General features: G+C 34.3%; 12 protein-coding genes and 1 other RNA gene. 10 read left to right on the plus strand and 3 right to left on the minus strand.

Features of this window, described 5'->3' with window-relative positions:
* The first annotated feature begins 44 nt into the window (after window positions 1–44).
* The 3 genes from AC3QL1_RS20515 (at window position 45) to AC3QL1_RS20525 (ending at window position 4,859) form a co-directional block, all read left to right on the plus strand.
* Window positions 45–1,400: a hypothetical protein gene (locus AC3QL1_RS20515; RefSeq protein WP_492493985.1), complete on the plus strand. Its 1,356-nt coding sequence runs from the start codon at window positions 45–47 to the stop codon at window positions 1,398–1,400.
* Window positions 1,401–1,531: 131 nt separating this feature from the next.
* A complete protein-coding gene (locus AC3QL1_RS20520; RefSeq protein WP_492493986.1) occupies window positions 1,532–3,496 on the plus strand; it encodes a KUP/HAK/KT family potassium transporter in 1,965 nt (654 codons plus the stop codon).
* 148 nt (window positions 3,497–3,644) lie between these two features.
* Complete coding sequence (locus AC3QL1_RS20525; RefSeq protein ID WP_492493987.1) at window positions 3,645–4,859, plus strand: RsmB/NOP family class I SAM-dependent RNA methyltransferase; 1,215 nt, start codon at window positions 3,645–3,647, stop codon at window positions 4,857–4,859.
* Window positions 4,860–4,976: 117 nt separating this feature from the next.
* On the opposite strand, the gene AC3QL1_RS20530 is transcribed toward AC3QL1_RS20525, so the two are convergent.
* The gene (locus tag AC3QL1_RS20530; RefSeq protein WP_492493988.1) at window positions 4,977–6,017 is read right to left on the minus strand and encodes an AMP-binding protein; all 1,041 of its coding nucleotides are present in this window, start codon (window positions 6,015–6,017) and stop codon (window positions 4,977–4,979) included.
* Window positions 6,018–6,024: 7 nt separating this feature from the next.
* Entirely contained in the window at window positions 6,025–6,957 is a 933-nt protein-coding gene (locus AC3QL1_RS20535; protein WP_492493989.1) for a CPBP family intramembrane glutamic endopeptidase, read from the minus strand.
* A 158-nt stretch (window positions 6,958–7,115) separates the two neighbouring features.
* Here AC3QL1_RS20535 and arsC point away from each other — a divergent pair, with 158 nt between their 5' ends.
* From arsC to fumC, 3 genes are all read left to right on the plus strand, one after another.
* Window positions 7,116–7,460 (plus strand): arsenate reductase (glutaredoxin), encoded by a 345-nt coding sequence (arsC, locus tag AC3QL1_RS20540; protein ID WP_492493990.1) that lies wholly within the window; start codon window positions 7,116–7,118, stop codon window positions 7,458–7,460.
* A 94-nt stretch (window positions 7,461–7,554) separates the two neighbouring features.
* On the plus strand, window positions 7,555–10,068 hold the full coding sequence (locus AC3QL1_RS20545; RefSeq protein WP_492493991.1) for a TonB-dependent receptor: 2,514 nt from the start codon (window positions 7,555–7,557) through the stop codon (window positions 10,066–10,068).
* A 756-nt stretch (window positions 10,069–10,824) separates the two neighbouring features.
* Window positions 10,825–12,210, plus strand: coding sequence for a class II fumarate hydratase (gene fumC / locus AC3QL1_RS20550; RefSeq protein ID WP_492493992.1), 1,386 nt, complete (start codon window positions 10,825–10,827; stop codon window positions 12,208–12,210).
* Window positions 12,211–12,416: 206 nt separating this feature from the next.
* Here the strand turns inward: fumC and AC3QL1_RS20555 are convergent, their stop codons facing one another.
* Window positions 12,417–13,619 (minus strand): NAD(P)-dependent oxidoreductase, encoded by a 1,203-nt coding sequence (locus tag AC3QL1_RS20555; RefSeq protein WP_492493993.1) that lies wholly within the window; start codon window positions 13,617–13,619, stop codon window positions 12,417–12,419.
* A gap of 239 nt (window positions 13,620–13,858) precedes the next feature.
* On the opposite strand from AC3QL1_RS20555, the gene AC3QL1_RS20560 reads away from it, so the two are divergent.
* The 4 genes from AC3QL1_RS20560 (at window position 13,859) to AC3QL1_RS20575 (ending at window position 16,520) form a co-directional block, all read left to right on the plus strand.
* Window positions 13,859–15,061 (plus strand): serine hydrolase domain-containing protein, encoded by a 1,203-nt coding sequence (locus AC3QL1_RS20560; RefSeq protein WP_492497591.1) that lies wholly within the window; start codon window positions 13,859–13,861, stop codon window positions 15,059–15,061.
* A 67-nt stretch (window positions 15,062–15,128) separates the two neighbouring features.
* Window positions 15,129–15,525: a transfer-messenger RNA gene (gene ssrA, locus AC3QL1_RS20565) on the plus strand.
* A 259-nt stretch (window positions 15,526–15,784) separates the two neighbouring features.
* Entirely contained in the window at window positions 15,785–15,946 is a 162-nt protein-coding gene (locus tag AC3QL1_RS20570) for a hypothetical protein (protein ID WP_492493994.1), read from the plus strand.
* 1 nt (window position 15,947) lies between these two features.
* Window positions 15,948–16,520, plus strand: a complete 573-nt coding sequence (locus tag AC3QL1_RS20575; protein WP_492493995.1) for a GNAT family N-acetyltransferase — start codon at window positions 15,948–15,950, stop codon at window positions 16,518–16,520.
* The last annotated feature ends 19 nt before the right edge of the window (window positions 16,521–16,539 follow it).

Raw genomic sequence — 16,539 nt, forward strand, 5'->3', positions numbered from 1 at the left:
AGTAATTGGATATCCAACAATATTAATCTTTAATATGATTTATCATGAAAACGAAACTACTACTAATAGCAATGATAGCAATAGTTTTTGGATCTTGTGCAGCACAAAGCCAAACTACTGTTTATGCCAAAAATTCAGATATAAGCGATAACTTAGACCTTAGAGCAGTTGCTTCGATGTTTGGGGACTCAGACAATCTTCAGGATTTTGAAAGAAGATTGAATGATCCGAAATATCAAATATCAAATCTTGACTTAAATGGCGATAATGAGGTTGATTATTTACGTGTGATAGAATCTGTAGAAGACAGAACGCACGTTGTAATTATTCAGGCTGTGTTGGATCGTGATGTATTTCAGGATATTGCAACTATAGATATTGAAAGAGACAATTCTAATAAAGTTGTTGTTCAGGTGGTTGGTAACAGCTATTTATACGGAGACAATTACATTTATGAGCCTGTTTATAGTGTAGCACCAGTAATTTACACTTCATTTTGGGTAACAAATTACAGACCTTACTATTCAACCTGGGGATGGAATTACTATCCAACTTATTATACTGCATGGACACCTTATCCGGTTTACAGATACAGAAATAATGTTAACGTATATATTAACGTAAACAACCATTACAACTACGTAAATACTCGTAGAAGCTATAGAGCGCCTGCTATTTATCAAACAAGACGTACTTATGGTTACGAAAAAATGCGTCCAAACAATAGTTTCTCTCAAAGACATGCTAATGTAAGTAATCGTTATGAGTTAGATCAAAGACGTGTTGCAAACAGAGAATCAAACAGAGGTTCTAACAATTACAACACAAACAGATCAAATTCTGGCAGGGTTTCAGGTACAGATAACAGAAATTATACTGAAAACAGAACAAATACAAACAGAAGTTATAATTCTGAAAGAGCAACTTCAAACAGAGATAATACCGCAAGACCAAACAATCCTGTGAGAGTTGATAATACACAAAGAACAGAATCTAACAGAGGATATTCTAGTGAAAACAGATCAAATACAAACAGAACTTCTACTGTTACAGCGCCACAACAACAATCGCAGCCAACAAGAAGCTATTCTGAAAACAGATCAAATACAAACAGAACTTCTACTGTTACTGCACCACAACAACAATCGCAGCCAACGAGAAGCTATTCTGAAAACAGATCGAATACCAACAGAGCAAGCTCATCGCCGCAACAACAAACGCAGCCAACAAGAAGTTATGACAGTAACAGATCTGGTTCTAATAATACATCAAGAGCTCAAAGTCCTCAAAACACACAACGTTCTGAGTCTCCAAGAGTAAGCCAGGAACAAAGAAGCAGCCAACCGCAGAGAGAAAGCGGTTCTGGTTCATCTTCAAGAGGCGGAGGAAGAAGAGGTTAATAAATTCTTATTTCTTAATAAAAAATTAAAGCACAATTTGACGATTGTGCTTTTTTTTATCTTTTTAATTTTAATTACCGCTAATTTGTTTTAAAACAGTAAATTTGCAACCGTCTTTTATCAAAATATACATGAGCGCAGCGCATAAAAACTTACACAGTAAGTTGTCTATTGGAGGTTTATTAATCACATTAGGAATTATTTATGGAGATATTGGTACTTCTCCATTGTATGTAATGAAAGCCATACTGGGCGAACATGCTATTAGTATGGATATCGTTTTAGGAGGTATTTCATGTGTGTTTTGGACCCTAACGTTACAAACTACTATAAAATACGTACTAATTACATTAAGCGCTGATAATCACGGGGAAGGTGGTATTTTCGCTCTATATGCATTAGTCAAAAAAACAAAAATTCAGTGGCTCATTGTGCCCGCAATCATTGGCGGTAGTGCCTTATTGGCCGATGGAATTATTACGCCGCCCATCTCGGTTTCGTCAGCCGTAGAAGGAATAAAAACATACTATCCTGAAATCAATACAATTCCTATCGTTATTGGAATTTTATTTGTACTGTTTACCATTCAACAATTTGGAACTAAATTAGTTGGAAAGTTTTTTGCACCAATGATGTTAATTTGGTTTACGATGCTGGGAACTTTGGGAGTGATACAAATCTCACAACATCCTGAGGTAATAAAAGCCCTTAATCCTTATTATGCGTATCATTTACTGCAAGTTCATCCCGAAGGTTTTTTCGTTCTTGGATTAGTATTTTTATGTACAACCGGAGCTGAGGCTTTGTACTCAGACATGGGACACTGCGGAAGAAAAAATATCAGAATAAGCTGGATTTTTGTAAAACTAACTTTGGTATTAAATTACTTTGGTCAGGCAGCTTATTTAATTCACCATGAAGGACAGACTTTGCAGACTTTAGGCGGAGAAAACGGAAATCCATTTTACTTAATAATGCCGGATTGGTTTCAGCCAGTCGGAATTATCATTGCAACTTTAGCAGCAGTAATTGCTTCTCAGGCTTTAATTAGCGGATCATTTACTTTGATTAATGAGGCAATGCGACTGAATTTCTGGCCAAAAGTAAAAATCAAATATCCTACCGAGGTAAAAGGTCAATTGTATATTCCGTCCATAAACTGGTTGTTGTTTTTTGGTTGCGTGGGAATCGTTCTGCACTTCGAAAAATCAAGCAATATGGAACATGCGTATGGTTTGGCTATTGTGTTATGTATGATCATGACAACTATTTTGCTGAACTATTACCTGATCATGAAACGTATTAAATTGTATTTCATGGTTCCGTTAATTACTATTTATTTATTGATTGAATTTAGTTTCCTGATTGCTAACGTTACCAAATTTACAGAAGGCGGTTATGTTACTTTGATCATTGCGGCTGTTTTAATTTCGATTATGACGATTTGGTATCTTGCTAAGAAAATTAATAAAAACTACACCAAAATTGTCAAAATTGATGATTACAAAAAGGTGTTAATGGAATTAAGCGAAGACTTATCAATACCAAAATACGCAACGCACTTGGTTTATATGACAAATGCTAACCGTGTAGACGAATTAGAACAAAAAGTAATGTATTCTATATTACAAAAACGTCCTAAAAGAGCTGATATTTATTGGTTTGTACATGTAAATATTTTAACTGAGCCATATAAAACACAATATAAAGTAACCGAAATTGCAAAAGACGATATTTACAGAGTCGATTTTAATTTAGGTTTTAGAGAGCCAACAAAAATCAACCTGATGTTTCGTGAAGTAATCAGGGATATGGTAAAAAATGGTGAAGTGGATATTACCAGCCGTTACGAATCATTAAACAAAAACAATATTATTGGTGACTTTAAATTTGTTTTATCTGAGAAGTTTTTATCGAATGATAATGATTTAAGATGGCACGAAAATATTATCATGAACTCTTATTTCTTCATCAAAAAACTAAGTTTATCTGAAGAAAGAGCTTTTGGTTTAGACAGCAGTTCTGTAAAAATAGAAAAATTTCCAATGGTGCTTCACGCTCCGGAAAATATTGGATTAACCAGAATTATAAAATAAAAGTTATTCCAAAATAAATTCAGAAAGCACTCTTTTAAAACTTTATTAGAGTGTTTTTTTTCTTTTAAAGGAAGTTAAAAATCACAATTAGAATTAAAAATTTAACTTTCAATCAATTAATAGTACCTTTGCAACTCAAATAATTAAAATGAGATTACACAGAAATTTAGTTTATACTACCATTGATTCCCTAAATGCTATTTTCAATGAAGGAGAATATGCAGACAAAGTGGTAGCAAGAGCCTTAAAAAAAGACAAACGTTGGGGAAGTTCTGACAGGAAGTTTGTTGCTGAAACGATATACGAAATTGTTCGTTGGAAAAGATTATACGCTGAAATTGCCGAAGTTAAAGAACCTTACGACAGAGACAATTTATGGAGAATGTTCGCGGTTTGGGCAGTTTTAAGAGGTTATCCAATTCCGGATTGGAGACAACTGGAAGGAACACCTGAAAGAAAAATAAAGGGACGTTTTGACGAACTTTCAAAAGTGAGAGCATTCAAAGAATCTATTCCGGACTGGATGGATGAATTGGGTGTAAAAGAATTAGGCGAAAAAGTTTGGTCTCAAGAGATTACAGCTCAAAATCAGCCTGCAAAAGTTATTTTAAGAACCAATACGCTTAAAGGAACTAAAGAAAGTTTAAGAAACACGTTGATGGATTTGAATATTGAAACAGAATATTTAAAAGATCAGCCGGAAGCTTTAGTTTTAAAAGAAAGAGCTAATGTGTTTTTGACAGATGCTTTTAAACAAGGACTTTTTGAGGTTCAGGATGCCAACTCACAATTGGTTGCAGGTTTTCTTGATGTAAAGCCTGGAATGCGTGTTGTAGATACTTGCGCCGGAGCCGGAGGAAAAACATTGCATATTGCTTCCTTAATGGAAAATAAAGGACAATTGATTGCAATGGATTTGTACGAAAGTAAATTGAAACAATTGAAATTAAGAGCCAAAAGAAATGGCGCTTTTAATATAGAATACCGCATTATTGACTCTACAAAAGTAATCAAAAAATTACACGAAAGAGCAGATCGTGTTTTAATTGATGCACCTTGCAGCGGTTTAGGAGTTTTAAAAAGAAATCCTGACGCAAAATGGAAACTACAACCTGAATTTATCGATAATATTCGTAAAGTTCAGTCGGAAGTTTTAGAGAGTTATTCTAAAATTGTAAAACCGGGCGGAAAATTAGTGTACGCTACTTGTTCTGTTTTACCATCAGAAAATCAGGAACAAGTGGAGAAATTCCTGAAAACTGAAATCGGAAAGCAATTTAATTTTGTAAAAGACCGCAAAATCCTGGCATCAGAATCTGGCTTTGATGGATTTTATATGGCGTTGTTAGAACGTAAAGAATAAAAAAAATAAAATTCCAAATTTAAAAATCCCAAATCCCAACTACAAAATTGGAATTTGGGATTTTTTATTTTTCATTCTAAAAATTGGAATTTGGAATTTTAGAAAATTGGAATTTTCTTAGATTAAGCTTGGCTTACGCAATAACTTTCCATTTTCGTTTTCTTTGAATTTTGGAACGAAAACGATTTCTTTTGGTCTTTCATATTTATCCAAAACATCAAAAAAATCAGTAGGAAAATCTTGTTTTTCACCTTCAACAACCAGAATTAATTTCTCGCCTAAAACACTATCCGGAATTCCCGTCACAAAAAATCGGTTACTGATTTTATCGATTAATTTAGCTTCAATCTGTTCCGGAATTAATTTGACCCCGCCACTATTGATAACATTGTCAATTCTTCCTAAAAGCATAAATTGATTTTCTCTTACTATTTCAGCCAAATCATTTGTAACAATTGGCTCTTCAGAAATAGTAGGAACTGTAATCACTAAACATCCTCGATCATCCTGAGCAATTTTTACATTTGGCAAAACGGTAAACACCTTTTCCCCTACTCTTTTTGCCGCAATATGTGTAATTGTTTCGGTCATTCCGTAGGTTTCATAAACTTCGGTTTTTAAAGGCAAAACTTTTTCTTCAAGAGTAGAATCCATTTTTGCACCGCCCACAATTAATTTTTTCACATTTTCTAAAGCATCAATTGAATTCTGAACCTGTAACGGAACCATGGCCACAAAATCATATTTAGTGGTATTTAAAGCCAATGGCTGCGTGCTTGGTTCTACAATATCCAAATCAAGTCCCAAAATAAAACTGCGAACCAACATCATTTTTCCTGCGATAAACTTTACCGGCAAACAAAGCAAGGCTTTATCGCGTGGCGCCAATTCAAAAAAATCTCCCGTCGCCAGCGCAGATTGAATCATGGCTTCTTTTTTCAGTTTTACCAATTTGGGCAATCCTGTAGTTCCGGAAGTTCTCATTTCGATATAATCTTTATCATCAAACCAATCCAGCAAAAACTCGCCTATTGCCTGCTCGTTTGCATCGCCTTCTTTTATATAATCATAACCTATTCCGCGTAACTCATGTGCGGTTAAATGATGTCCGTTTATTTTAAAATAATTATGAACGTTTTTATGTGTCAACTGTAACATATACTCTTTAATTTGAAGATTCTAAAATATTTATTTTCCCGGTTAATTTTTCTTTCCAGTTCTTCCAATTGTATTTTTTCGTAAAAATAAAAAGCAAAATAGGATAAATTACCACCACAGGAAGGATCACATCCAGACCTGCAGAGGGTTCCGATAAATCTTTAAAAATAGAATGTGTCTGAAAAACAGACCAATCTGACGTTACCAATAATGCACCAACCAGATTATTAGCCGCATGAAAACCTAACGCCAATTCCATTCCCTCATCCATAAGTGCCAGAACGCCCAAAAACAAACCCGTTCCTATATAATAAATCATAATGATGTAACCCATTTTTGCTACTTCGGGATTGAAAACATGCATCGATCCAAAAATTAGCGAAGTCATCAATAAGGGAAACCATTTGTTGTGAGCCAAATTGGCAAATCCCTGCATTAAATAACCTCTAAAAACATATTCTTCTGTACTGGTTTGTATGGGAATTAATATAGAACCTAAAACCACTAAAACCAGAAAGGGAACTAATTTAAAATTCCAAACAAAATTTTCAGGAGCCCTGAAATAAATAACTAAAAAACTTAATATCGAAAATATCGACCATAAAAAGAAAGAAAAGAAAACCCTGTTCCAATCTATTTTCTCTCTGGAAGTTGTAATCGATAAAAGAGTTTGATTATGAAGATACTTCACTACAAAATAAATTCCTGCAAAGGCAAAAGCAAAAGAAATCATCACCAAAAACAAAGTCATATTAGGTTCAAACATTTTCATCACTTCAGCATTATCCGTAGGGAAAACTGCTTTATCGACAAAGCTTTTATAAAGTACCGCTACAGAAAAAGGAATTTGACCGATAAATGATGCTGTGATAATAATAATTGATCCAATAAGATATTTCCAAAATTTATTTTCGGGTTTAACTCCTTGTTCTAAAAACATATATTAAAAATTTAAAAAATGAGAAATAATATCCTTAAAGTTAGGGAATATTTATTCCCTTAAAAAGATATATGATAAATAAGTAAATCTTATTTTTGGTGTAGCTAAAATACCTAAAATTTATCTGAACTGCCTTACAACATATTAAAATTAACAAAATGATACAAATTTACCATAATCCCCGTTGCGGAAAATCCAGAAATTGTCTTGCATTTATTGATCAGTCAAAACAGGAATACGAAATCATTCCGTATTTAACAGAAAGCCCGTCTTTTGAGGAATTAAAAACCTTATTGCAAAAATTAGATTTGCAACCAATTGAATTAGTTCGAACTAAAGAAAAAATCTGGATTGAAAATTATAAGGGAAAAACACTGAGTAACGATGAAGTGATTCAGTCAATGATCGATCATCCCATTTTGATCGAACGCCCAATAGTTATAAAAGACGGAAAAGCAATAATAGGTAGAGATTTGGATCGTGTTGCTTCTTTTTTAGATTGATTATAAAAAGCCTTATTAACATTTTTTTGTGATTTCGTTCTTTAAACCAAAGGCTACATTTGTGGTCTAAAAAGAAAAGAAACCAAAAATTAAAATGAAACACATCAAATTTGCTGTATTACTTGTATTGCTTCTTACAAGTTTTTACAATTATGCACAACAGCCGCCGGCGGGAAAAAATAAGGTAAAAGTGACCGGAAAAGTTTTTGAAAAAGTGAGCAAACAACCACTTGAGTATGCTACAATTTCGATTATGGCACCAAATGACACAAAAGTTATTGCGGGCGGAATTACGAATCCAAAAGGTGAATTTGAAGTTGCTGTTGCCCCGGGAACTTACGATATTAAAATTGAATTTATTTCGTTTAAAGCTACCGAAATTAAACAAAAAAGCATTGAAGATGATACAAATCTAGGAGCTGTAAATTTATCCGAAGATGCTGCACAACTGAATGAAGTTGTAGTTCGTGCCGAAAAATCAACAGTAGAAATAAAACTCGATAAAAAAGTTTACAATGTTGGCCAGGACATGATGGTAAAAGGAGGAACGGTAAGTGATGTTTTAGACAACGTACCTTCTGTTTCTGTGGATAGTGAGGGAAATGTAAGTTTGAGAGGAAGTGATAATATCCGTATTTTAATTGACGGAAGACCTTCGAATGCTATTAATGTTGCCGAAGCTTTACGTCAGCTTCCGGCAGACGCCATTGATAAAGTAGAAGTTATTACCAATCCATCAGCACGTTATGATGCAGAAGGTGGTTCAGGATTAATCAATATTGTCTTAAAAAAAGGAAAAAATCAAGGTTTGAACGGAACTTTTATTGCCTCTACAGGACTTCCGGAAACATATGGTTTAAGTGCTAATTTAAATTATAAGACTGAGAAATTAAACTATTTCACCACTGCAGGATATAACTACAGAACCAATGAAGGTGGCGGTTTAACCAATACTGAATATCTTAATGCTAACGAAACTCCAAAGGGATATTTAGATGAAGATCGTGACACCAAAAGAACCAATGAAGGATTTAATGGAAGAGCCGGAGTTGAATGGACAATTACTCCAACTACTTTCTGGACAAATGCTATTAATTACCAAAACAGCAACGGAAATACCAGAGACTTAATTAACTACAATAATTTTGATGCCAATCATGCTTTTACAGGAACTTCTTTCCGTTTAAACAATGGAGATACAGGAAGTGAAAACGTAGAATATACTTCCAATTTAATCAAAAACTTCAACGATAAAGGACATAAACTTACTGCGGATTTATCGATTTCAAGAAATACAGACGATAGCAATAGTATTATTACGGCCTCACCTAATTTTAATACTACATTAAACGATCAGGTTCAAAAACAAGTACAGCTGCAAGCAGATTATGTATTGCCTATAGGGAAAGGCAGCCAGTTTGAAGCCGGATACAAAGGCAGCTTTGGAGATTTGAACAATAAATATGTAATCACTGATAATGCAGGTGCAGTAGATCCAGATCTTTCTAATACTTTAGAATACAAGGAAAACATCAATGCACTTTACACACAGTACGGTTTCAAAGTGAATAAATTCTCTTATTTATTTGGTCTTCGTTGGGAAGATACCAACATTCAGGTAAACCTGTTAGACAATAATGATTTCACTACTAAAAAATACAACAACTTGTTTCCAAGTGCTTTTATTAGCTACGAAATCTCAGATCAAAGTAATTTTACAGCAAGTTACAGTAAGCGTTTATCACGACCAAGAGGACGTTTCATGAATCCAGCCGTAAACTATTCAAGTAATGTAAATATCTTTCAGGGAAATCCGGATTTAGATCCATCTCTAACAGATAAATATGATATTGGGTACATCAAACGCTGGGATAAAGTAACATTCAATACTTCTGCTTATTTTGAAGACACAAAAGATGTTTTCAGCTTTGTTAGATCTCCTACAGGTGATGTCGTAACTCCTGATGGTGAGGTAGTAACTCCTCAACCAGGCGAAATAATAGATGGAATTCCGGTTATTAAAAGCAGACCAATTAACTTAGGTAAAGAACAAAAATTTGGTTTTGAATTTACATTAAATTACACACCATTTAAGTGGTGGAGATTAAACAGTAACTTCAATTTTTATAACGTAAAAACGACCGGAGAAAACTCATACACAGATACTAAAGGAAATATTGTTGTACAAAATCTAGACAATCAAGCCAATACCTGGTTTGCAAGAATCAGTTCAAAAGTTACATTGCCATACAAAATTGACTGGCAGTTAAACGGCACCTACAATGGTGAGCAAAAAACAGCTCAGGGAAAAAATCTGGATCAGTTCTCCATGAATACTGCTTTTAGTAAAGATATAATGAAAGACAAAGCGACTATTGCTTTTAATATCAGTGATATTTTTAACTCAAGAATCATGAGATCATATACATATCTTAAGAATGATACAACTCTTGAAAGCCAAAGCTCTTATGGTGAAATGCAATTCCGTAAACGTCAGTTCAATTTATCGTTTACATATCGTTTCAACAAAGCTAAAAACGAAAGAGAAAAAGGCACAGCTCCTAAAAATGAAAATGGCGGCGATGGCGGTGGAGATTTTCCAGGATAGACTGAGTTAAATTCCAAAAATTAAAAAATTCCAAATTCCAATTGTCAGGACTTAATAATTAAGTTCAAGAATTGGAATTTGGAATTTTATTTTGGGATTTATTTATATTGGAATTTGTTTTTTTAGCATAAAAAAAAGGACTCGCTTTCACGGGTCCTTTTTTATGAAATCAACTTAAATTTAAATTGATTGTTGTTGTCTTTTCTTTGCTCTTTTCTCTTTGAACATTTCCCAGCTAGCGCCCGTAACCCAGTAAGATACGAAACCAACTAAGAAAAACATCAACCAAAACCCTATAGTTAGTATGGTCAAGAAAAGTAAAAAACCTAAGTACTGTGAAAATTCAAACATGTTTTCCGGAATTTTTGAATGTAAGGACAAATGTAAGTTTTATATTTTTCCTTAGCAATAAAATCCAAATCAATTTTCGTAAAATCACAATTATCCGTATATTTAAACTCATTTTAAATAAGGATTTTTTCGGATTATTATTTAACTGTCTAAAGTAGAAGAATATGAGTGTTTTTAGGAGCTATTTCCTGCTGTCCGCTATATCTTTTGTTGTCCGCCGCGGCGGACCACAAAAGGATGCCGCTACCATCAGGGCTAGGCATTCGATTTCAAAAGAAATTTTAAACATCAAATAAAAATCCGTGTTAATCAGCGTTTTTACGAAGTAAATCAGCGTCATCCGCGTTCCTTTCACCACAACATTTGACAAATTACATACGAACATAACACTTTACATATAACATAATGAAATACAGAATAGAAAAAGACACCATGGGCGAAGTACAAGTCCCAGCCGATAAATATTGGGGTGCACAAACAGAACGTTCCAGAAATAATTTCAAAATTGGTCCATCAGCATCTATGCCGCAGGAAATTATAGAAGGTTTTGCTTATCTAAAAAAAGCAGCCGCTTACGCCAATTACGATCTTGGAGTTTTGCCTATAGAGAAAAGAGATGCTATTGCAGCAGTTTGTGATGAAATTTTAGAGGGGAAATTAGACGATCAATTTCCGCTTGTAATCTGGCAAACTGGTTCAGGAACGCAAAGTAACATGAACGTAAATGAAGTGATTGCAAACCGTGCTCAGGTTTTGAAAGGTTTTGAAATTGGTGAAGGCGAACAATTTATAAAAGCAAATGATGATGTTAATAAATCACAATCATCAAACGATACTTTCCCAACCGGAATGCACATTGCCGCTTACAAAATGGTTTTTGAAACCACAATTCCGGGAGTCGAAAAACTACACGCTACTTTATCCGCGAAAGCGAAAGAATTTGCAGACGTTGTAAAAATTGGCCGTACGCACCTTATGGATGCAACTCCTTTGACTTTAGGACAAGAAATTTCCGGTTATGCCGCACAATTATCTTTCGGATTAAAGGCGCTTAAAAATACATTGACGCATTTGTCTGAAATCGCTCTAGGCGGAACAGCCGTAGGAACCGGATTAAACACCCCAAAAGGATACGACGTAAAAGTGGCAGAATATATTGCGCAATTTACCAATCACCCTTTTGTAACTGCCGAAAATAAATTTGAGGCTTTGGCTGCTCACGACGCGATTGTTGAAACACACGGCGCTTTAAAACAACTGGCTGTTTCCTTAAATAAAATTGCAAACGATATTAGAATGCTGGCTTCGGGACCACGTTCCGGAATTGGTGAAATTCATATTCCTGAAAACGAACCGGGATCTTCTATCATGCCCGGAAAAGTAAATCCAACACAATGTGAAGCCCTTACAATGGTTTGCGCACAAGTGATTGGAAATGATATGGCAATTGCCGTTGGCGGTATGCAGGGACATTATGAACTGAATGTTTTTAAACCTGTTATGGCGGCTAATTTCCTGCAATCGGCGAGATTGCTTGGTGATGCCTGCGTTTCATTCGACGAACATTGCGCTCAGGGAATCGAACCTAATTACAAACGAATAAAAGAATTAGTAGACAATTCTTTAATGTTAGTAACCGCATTAAATACCAAAATTGGATACTACAAAGCCGCAGAAATCGCACAAACCGCCCACAAAAACGGAACAACTCTTAAAGACGAAGCCGTGCGTTTGGGTTATGTAACTCCTGAGGATTTTGACGCCTGGGTGAAACCGGAAGAGATGGTTTAAAAAGTTTTCAGTCTCAGTCTCAGTCTCAGTCTCAGTCTCAGTCTCAGTCTCAGTCTCAGTCTCAGTCTCAGTCTCAGTCTCAGTCTCAGTCTCAGTCTCAGTCTCAGTCTCAGTCTCAGTTCTACAACTTTGTCAAAGTTTAAAACTTTGACAAAGTTTGCCAATTCAAAGAACTAAAAACTGGGACTGAGACTAAAAACTGAGACTTATTTCCCTTCTACATAATCTTGCAAATAAGCAAATCTTGGTGTTAATTTTCCTTTTTCGGTGATTTTTGCACGTTGTAAAATTCCGTCTTTGTCTCCATTAAAAAAGGCTGGAATCACATGTTCCATAAACTGTTCTCCAAAACCTTCACTGGCATCTTTTGGAATTTCGCATGGCAAATTATCGACTGCCATAACTACAACCGCAGCAGGGTGGAAAACATCAACTTCTTTGTTTTCTAAAGGAAAATAACCATATATAGGTTCTTCAATTGTCGAAGAACGCAAAGTACAGGCAATTGGTCCGTTTACATCACATGAAATATCGGCAACCACTTTTATTTTGCAATCGCTGGCATTCAGCATTTCTTTCGTTAAAATCATCGGAGCGCCGCTTGCGTGAAAATGTCCTGCAAAATAGACATCAGAAACTTTAGTGAATTTCTCAAAATCAGAAACATATTCTTCCGGATGGCTTACAAAATCATTAAAATCAAGAAGCTGTCCGTCAATTCTCTTATTGTATTCTAAAACATCCAACTGAACATATACTGCCTGCGTATAGTTTTTGGTCAGATAATTTTCGATCGTAATTTCTTTTACTTTAATGGCATCCAAAATTTCTTTTGCGCCAGATCCCACTTTTCCTGTTCCTGTAATTACAAATTTTAAAGGTGGTAAAGTGATGCGTTTTAAGTGCATAATCATCGCATCTTTTCCGGCAAGGGTTTCTGCTTTTGGAAGTTTAAACAATTCGAATTTTATTCCGAAAGCGCGAATTCCGTTATAGACACCAACCATTCCGGCATATTTTCCAAAACCAATTAAACGGCGATTCTGTTCATCAACAATAGTTTCATGATCGTATAAATCGATGTTTTTTTCTAAAATGGCTTTTAGCAGCTTTTGATTATAAGGCTGTTTTTTAATTGTGTGTGAAAAAAAGAAATAGGATTTATTTGGAATTAAATTTTCTATTGGAACTTCTTTTACTCCAAATAATACATCACAATCAGACACATCATCTGTAATAGTAATCCCCAAACTTTTGTATTGGATGTCAGAAAAAATCCTAATATCTGAGCTCTCAACGGCAACAGAAGCGTCGTGATGAAGTTGTTTTAATTTTGCAAGTGCGTCCGGTGCGAACACAACGCGTCGATCTGGTGGGTTTTTTCTTTCTTTTATGATGCCAAACTTCATTTATATCGGATTAAAATAATTATTTATATAACTTTTTAGATTCAATTTGTTTCAAATATAACAAAAATAGTTAAAATTTTGTTGCTTTTTTCTACTATCAAACATTTTTATAACGTTACTACCTGACGTACAATTAACTAACAAAAAAATAAGTTAAGACAATGTTAAAATAAGTTTCGACAAAGGAGGAAAAAACTGAAACATAAATATTGAATTCTATATATTTGTTTTAAAGAATGATGAAAATGAGCTTCCTTAAAAAAACAAATATACCACAAATACTTTTTTTAATTTTAGTTTTCGCTTCCTGCGGAAAACAAAAAACAACGCCGGAGAAAGTTGTTGAGACAATAGAAGATACTTTACCTAAAATGAAACCGCATGCTCCCGAAAAAAGACTGCCGGCAAATTATGTAAATTCGGTTAAAGGGAGAATAAATCATTTTTATACTAAAAACTGGCCTAACAATAGTATGAACGGAAGTTTTTTGGTAGCTAGAAATGGCGAAATCATTTTTGAACGCTACAATGGCTTTGCCAATAAAAACGAAGGAACCAAAATTACGGCAGAAACTCCGGTACAAATTGCTTCTGTAAGTAAAGTTTTGACGGCGACAGCAGTTTTAAAACTTGTGAATGCAGGCAAAATAAATTTAGACCAAAAAGTAAATACAATCCTGAAAACATTTCCATACGAAGAATGCACGATTAGAATGTTATTGTCTCACAGAACCGGAATGCGTAATTACGCCTATTTTACTGATCATGATAAATCAGTTTGGGACAGACACAATCAGCTTACCAATCAGGATATTTTAGACATATTAGCTACAAAAGATATTGGATTAGAATCCAAAACCGGAACTCGTTTTAGTTATTGCAATACAAATTATGCCATGCTGGCGCTTATTATCGAAAAAGTTACGGGTTTGAAATACAAAGAAGCGATGTCTGAAATGATCTTCAAGCCTCTGGGAATGACGCATACCTATGTTTTTGACGATGACAAGGAAAGAAAAACTATTGTTCCGTCTTATAAAGGAAATGGTGTAGAAATTGGTTTTGATTATCTGGATAATGTTTACGGAGATAAAAATGTATTTTCAACTGTTCGAGATCTTTTAAAATTTGACAGAGCCAGAAATTCACCGGACTTTTTGAAACCTGAATTGCTAAAACAAGTTTACACCGGTTACAGCAATGAACGAAAAGGAGAAAAAAATTATGGTTTGGGAATCCGAATGATTAATTGGGATTCAGGACAAAATTTCTATTTCCATAATGGCTGGTGGCACGGAAACACCTCATCTTATATTCCGCTTATGAAAGAAAATGTAACCATCATTGCGCTTTCAAACAAAATGACCCGAAAAACATATGCAGTTCGAAAACTGGCTCCAATTTTTGGTGATTATCCGTTTAATTTTAAAGATGACGAATAATAAAATTTTTCTGAAAAATTTATTATAATAGTAACTTCAAATAGCATAAATTTGCAAACTCATTTTTGGGGTCGACTGGTTTTGACAGCAAGTCGAATTGAAAAGTAAGCACGTCGAGCATTAAGACCTTGCTCGTAAATATAAGATCTTACACTTTTACACGGCGAAAATAACTACGCTTTAGCTGCATAATCCGAATTATAGTAAGATTGCGCCACGTCCCTATCAGATAGGGAAGCTGGATTCTCCTTGAAAGCCTTGGTTTGTGGCGTTCAGTATAGGGGAACCGTAAAAATAAACCTAGATTTCCATGAGCTTCGGGTGGATTTCGAAATTAAGAAGATAAGTGTTGAGTGGTTGTTCCTGACCTAGCTTAACATCGAAAATCCAATCAGGAAATAAACGCGTAGAAAGCTCTTTAGTTGCTTGTTTGGACCCGGGTTCGATTCCCGGCGACTCCACAAAAAAAAGCCTGTAAACTTATTGTTTACAGGCTTTTTTATAATTATCCTTTTTGAATATTTGCTGAATTTTATTTAGTACTCATTTTGTCAACAGATTTCACTTGTAAGATTTTTTACTCATAAAAAGTAAAAAAAACACAACTAGCTTGTCCTACTATTTACAATTAATGTATATTTGCTAAGTTGAAAATAATTAATAATTACGGTTTTCTGTATCGAAATTTATTATCAAGACAAAAAATAAATTAAACACACTACAATGGCAAAACCAATCAAAAATACTCCTGTTTTAAGAGGTAAAGAAGCCGTTAACTTTCATAAATCTATTGATTCAAATAGGGATAAGAAAGTTAGTGTTGATATTTTGACTTCAATCCAAACTGATGCAGGTAAATTAAAAGAACTTCTAAAGGTAAATTAAAATGCCTTTTACTGGATTTTCATTTTCAAAATTACATTCTAATACAAACATTCTTCCTTTTGAATGTGGTGATCAGGACTTAAATAGTTTCCTTCATAATAAGGCAATACCATATAAAAAAGAATTGCTGGCCACTACTTATTTACTTGAAAGTAATGAGAAAACTATCGCTTACTTAAGTATATATAATGATGCTTTAGCTGTTGAGGAAAAGGATTTTGCTTCTAAAAATGCTTTAAACAGAGCGATAAAAGAACTTATCAATCATCCTAAAAGGCATTTGAGACACTTTCCAGCCATAAAAATTGGCAGGCTTGCGGTTTGCGAGTCAACAAAAAAAGAAAGAAAAGGAATTGGTAAAACTCTCGTGAATTTTGTTATTAATTTAGCATTAGAACAAAACAGCAATTGCGCCTGTCAATTGATAACAGTTGACGCGTATCGTGAATCGCTAAACTTTTATAAAAAGTTAGGCTTTATATTTCTTACAGAGAATGACAAAGAAGAAGATACACGCCAAATGTATCTTGATCTTAGACCGCTAATGAATACCATCGAAGAAGTAGCAACATAAATTTTGTATTTATATAAAG

The organism is Flavobacterium sp. GW823-FHT04A11 (genome assembly GCF_058796535.1).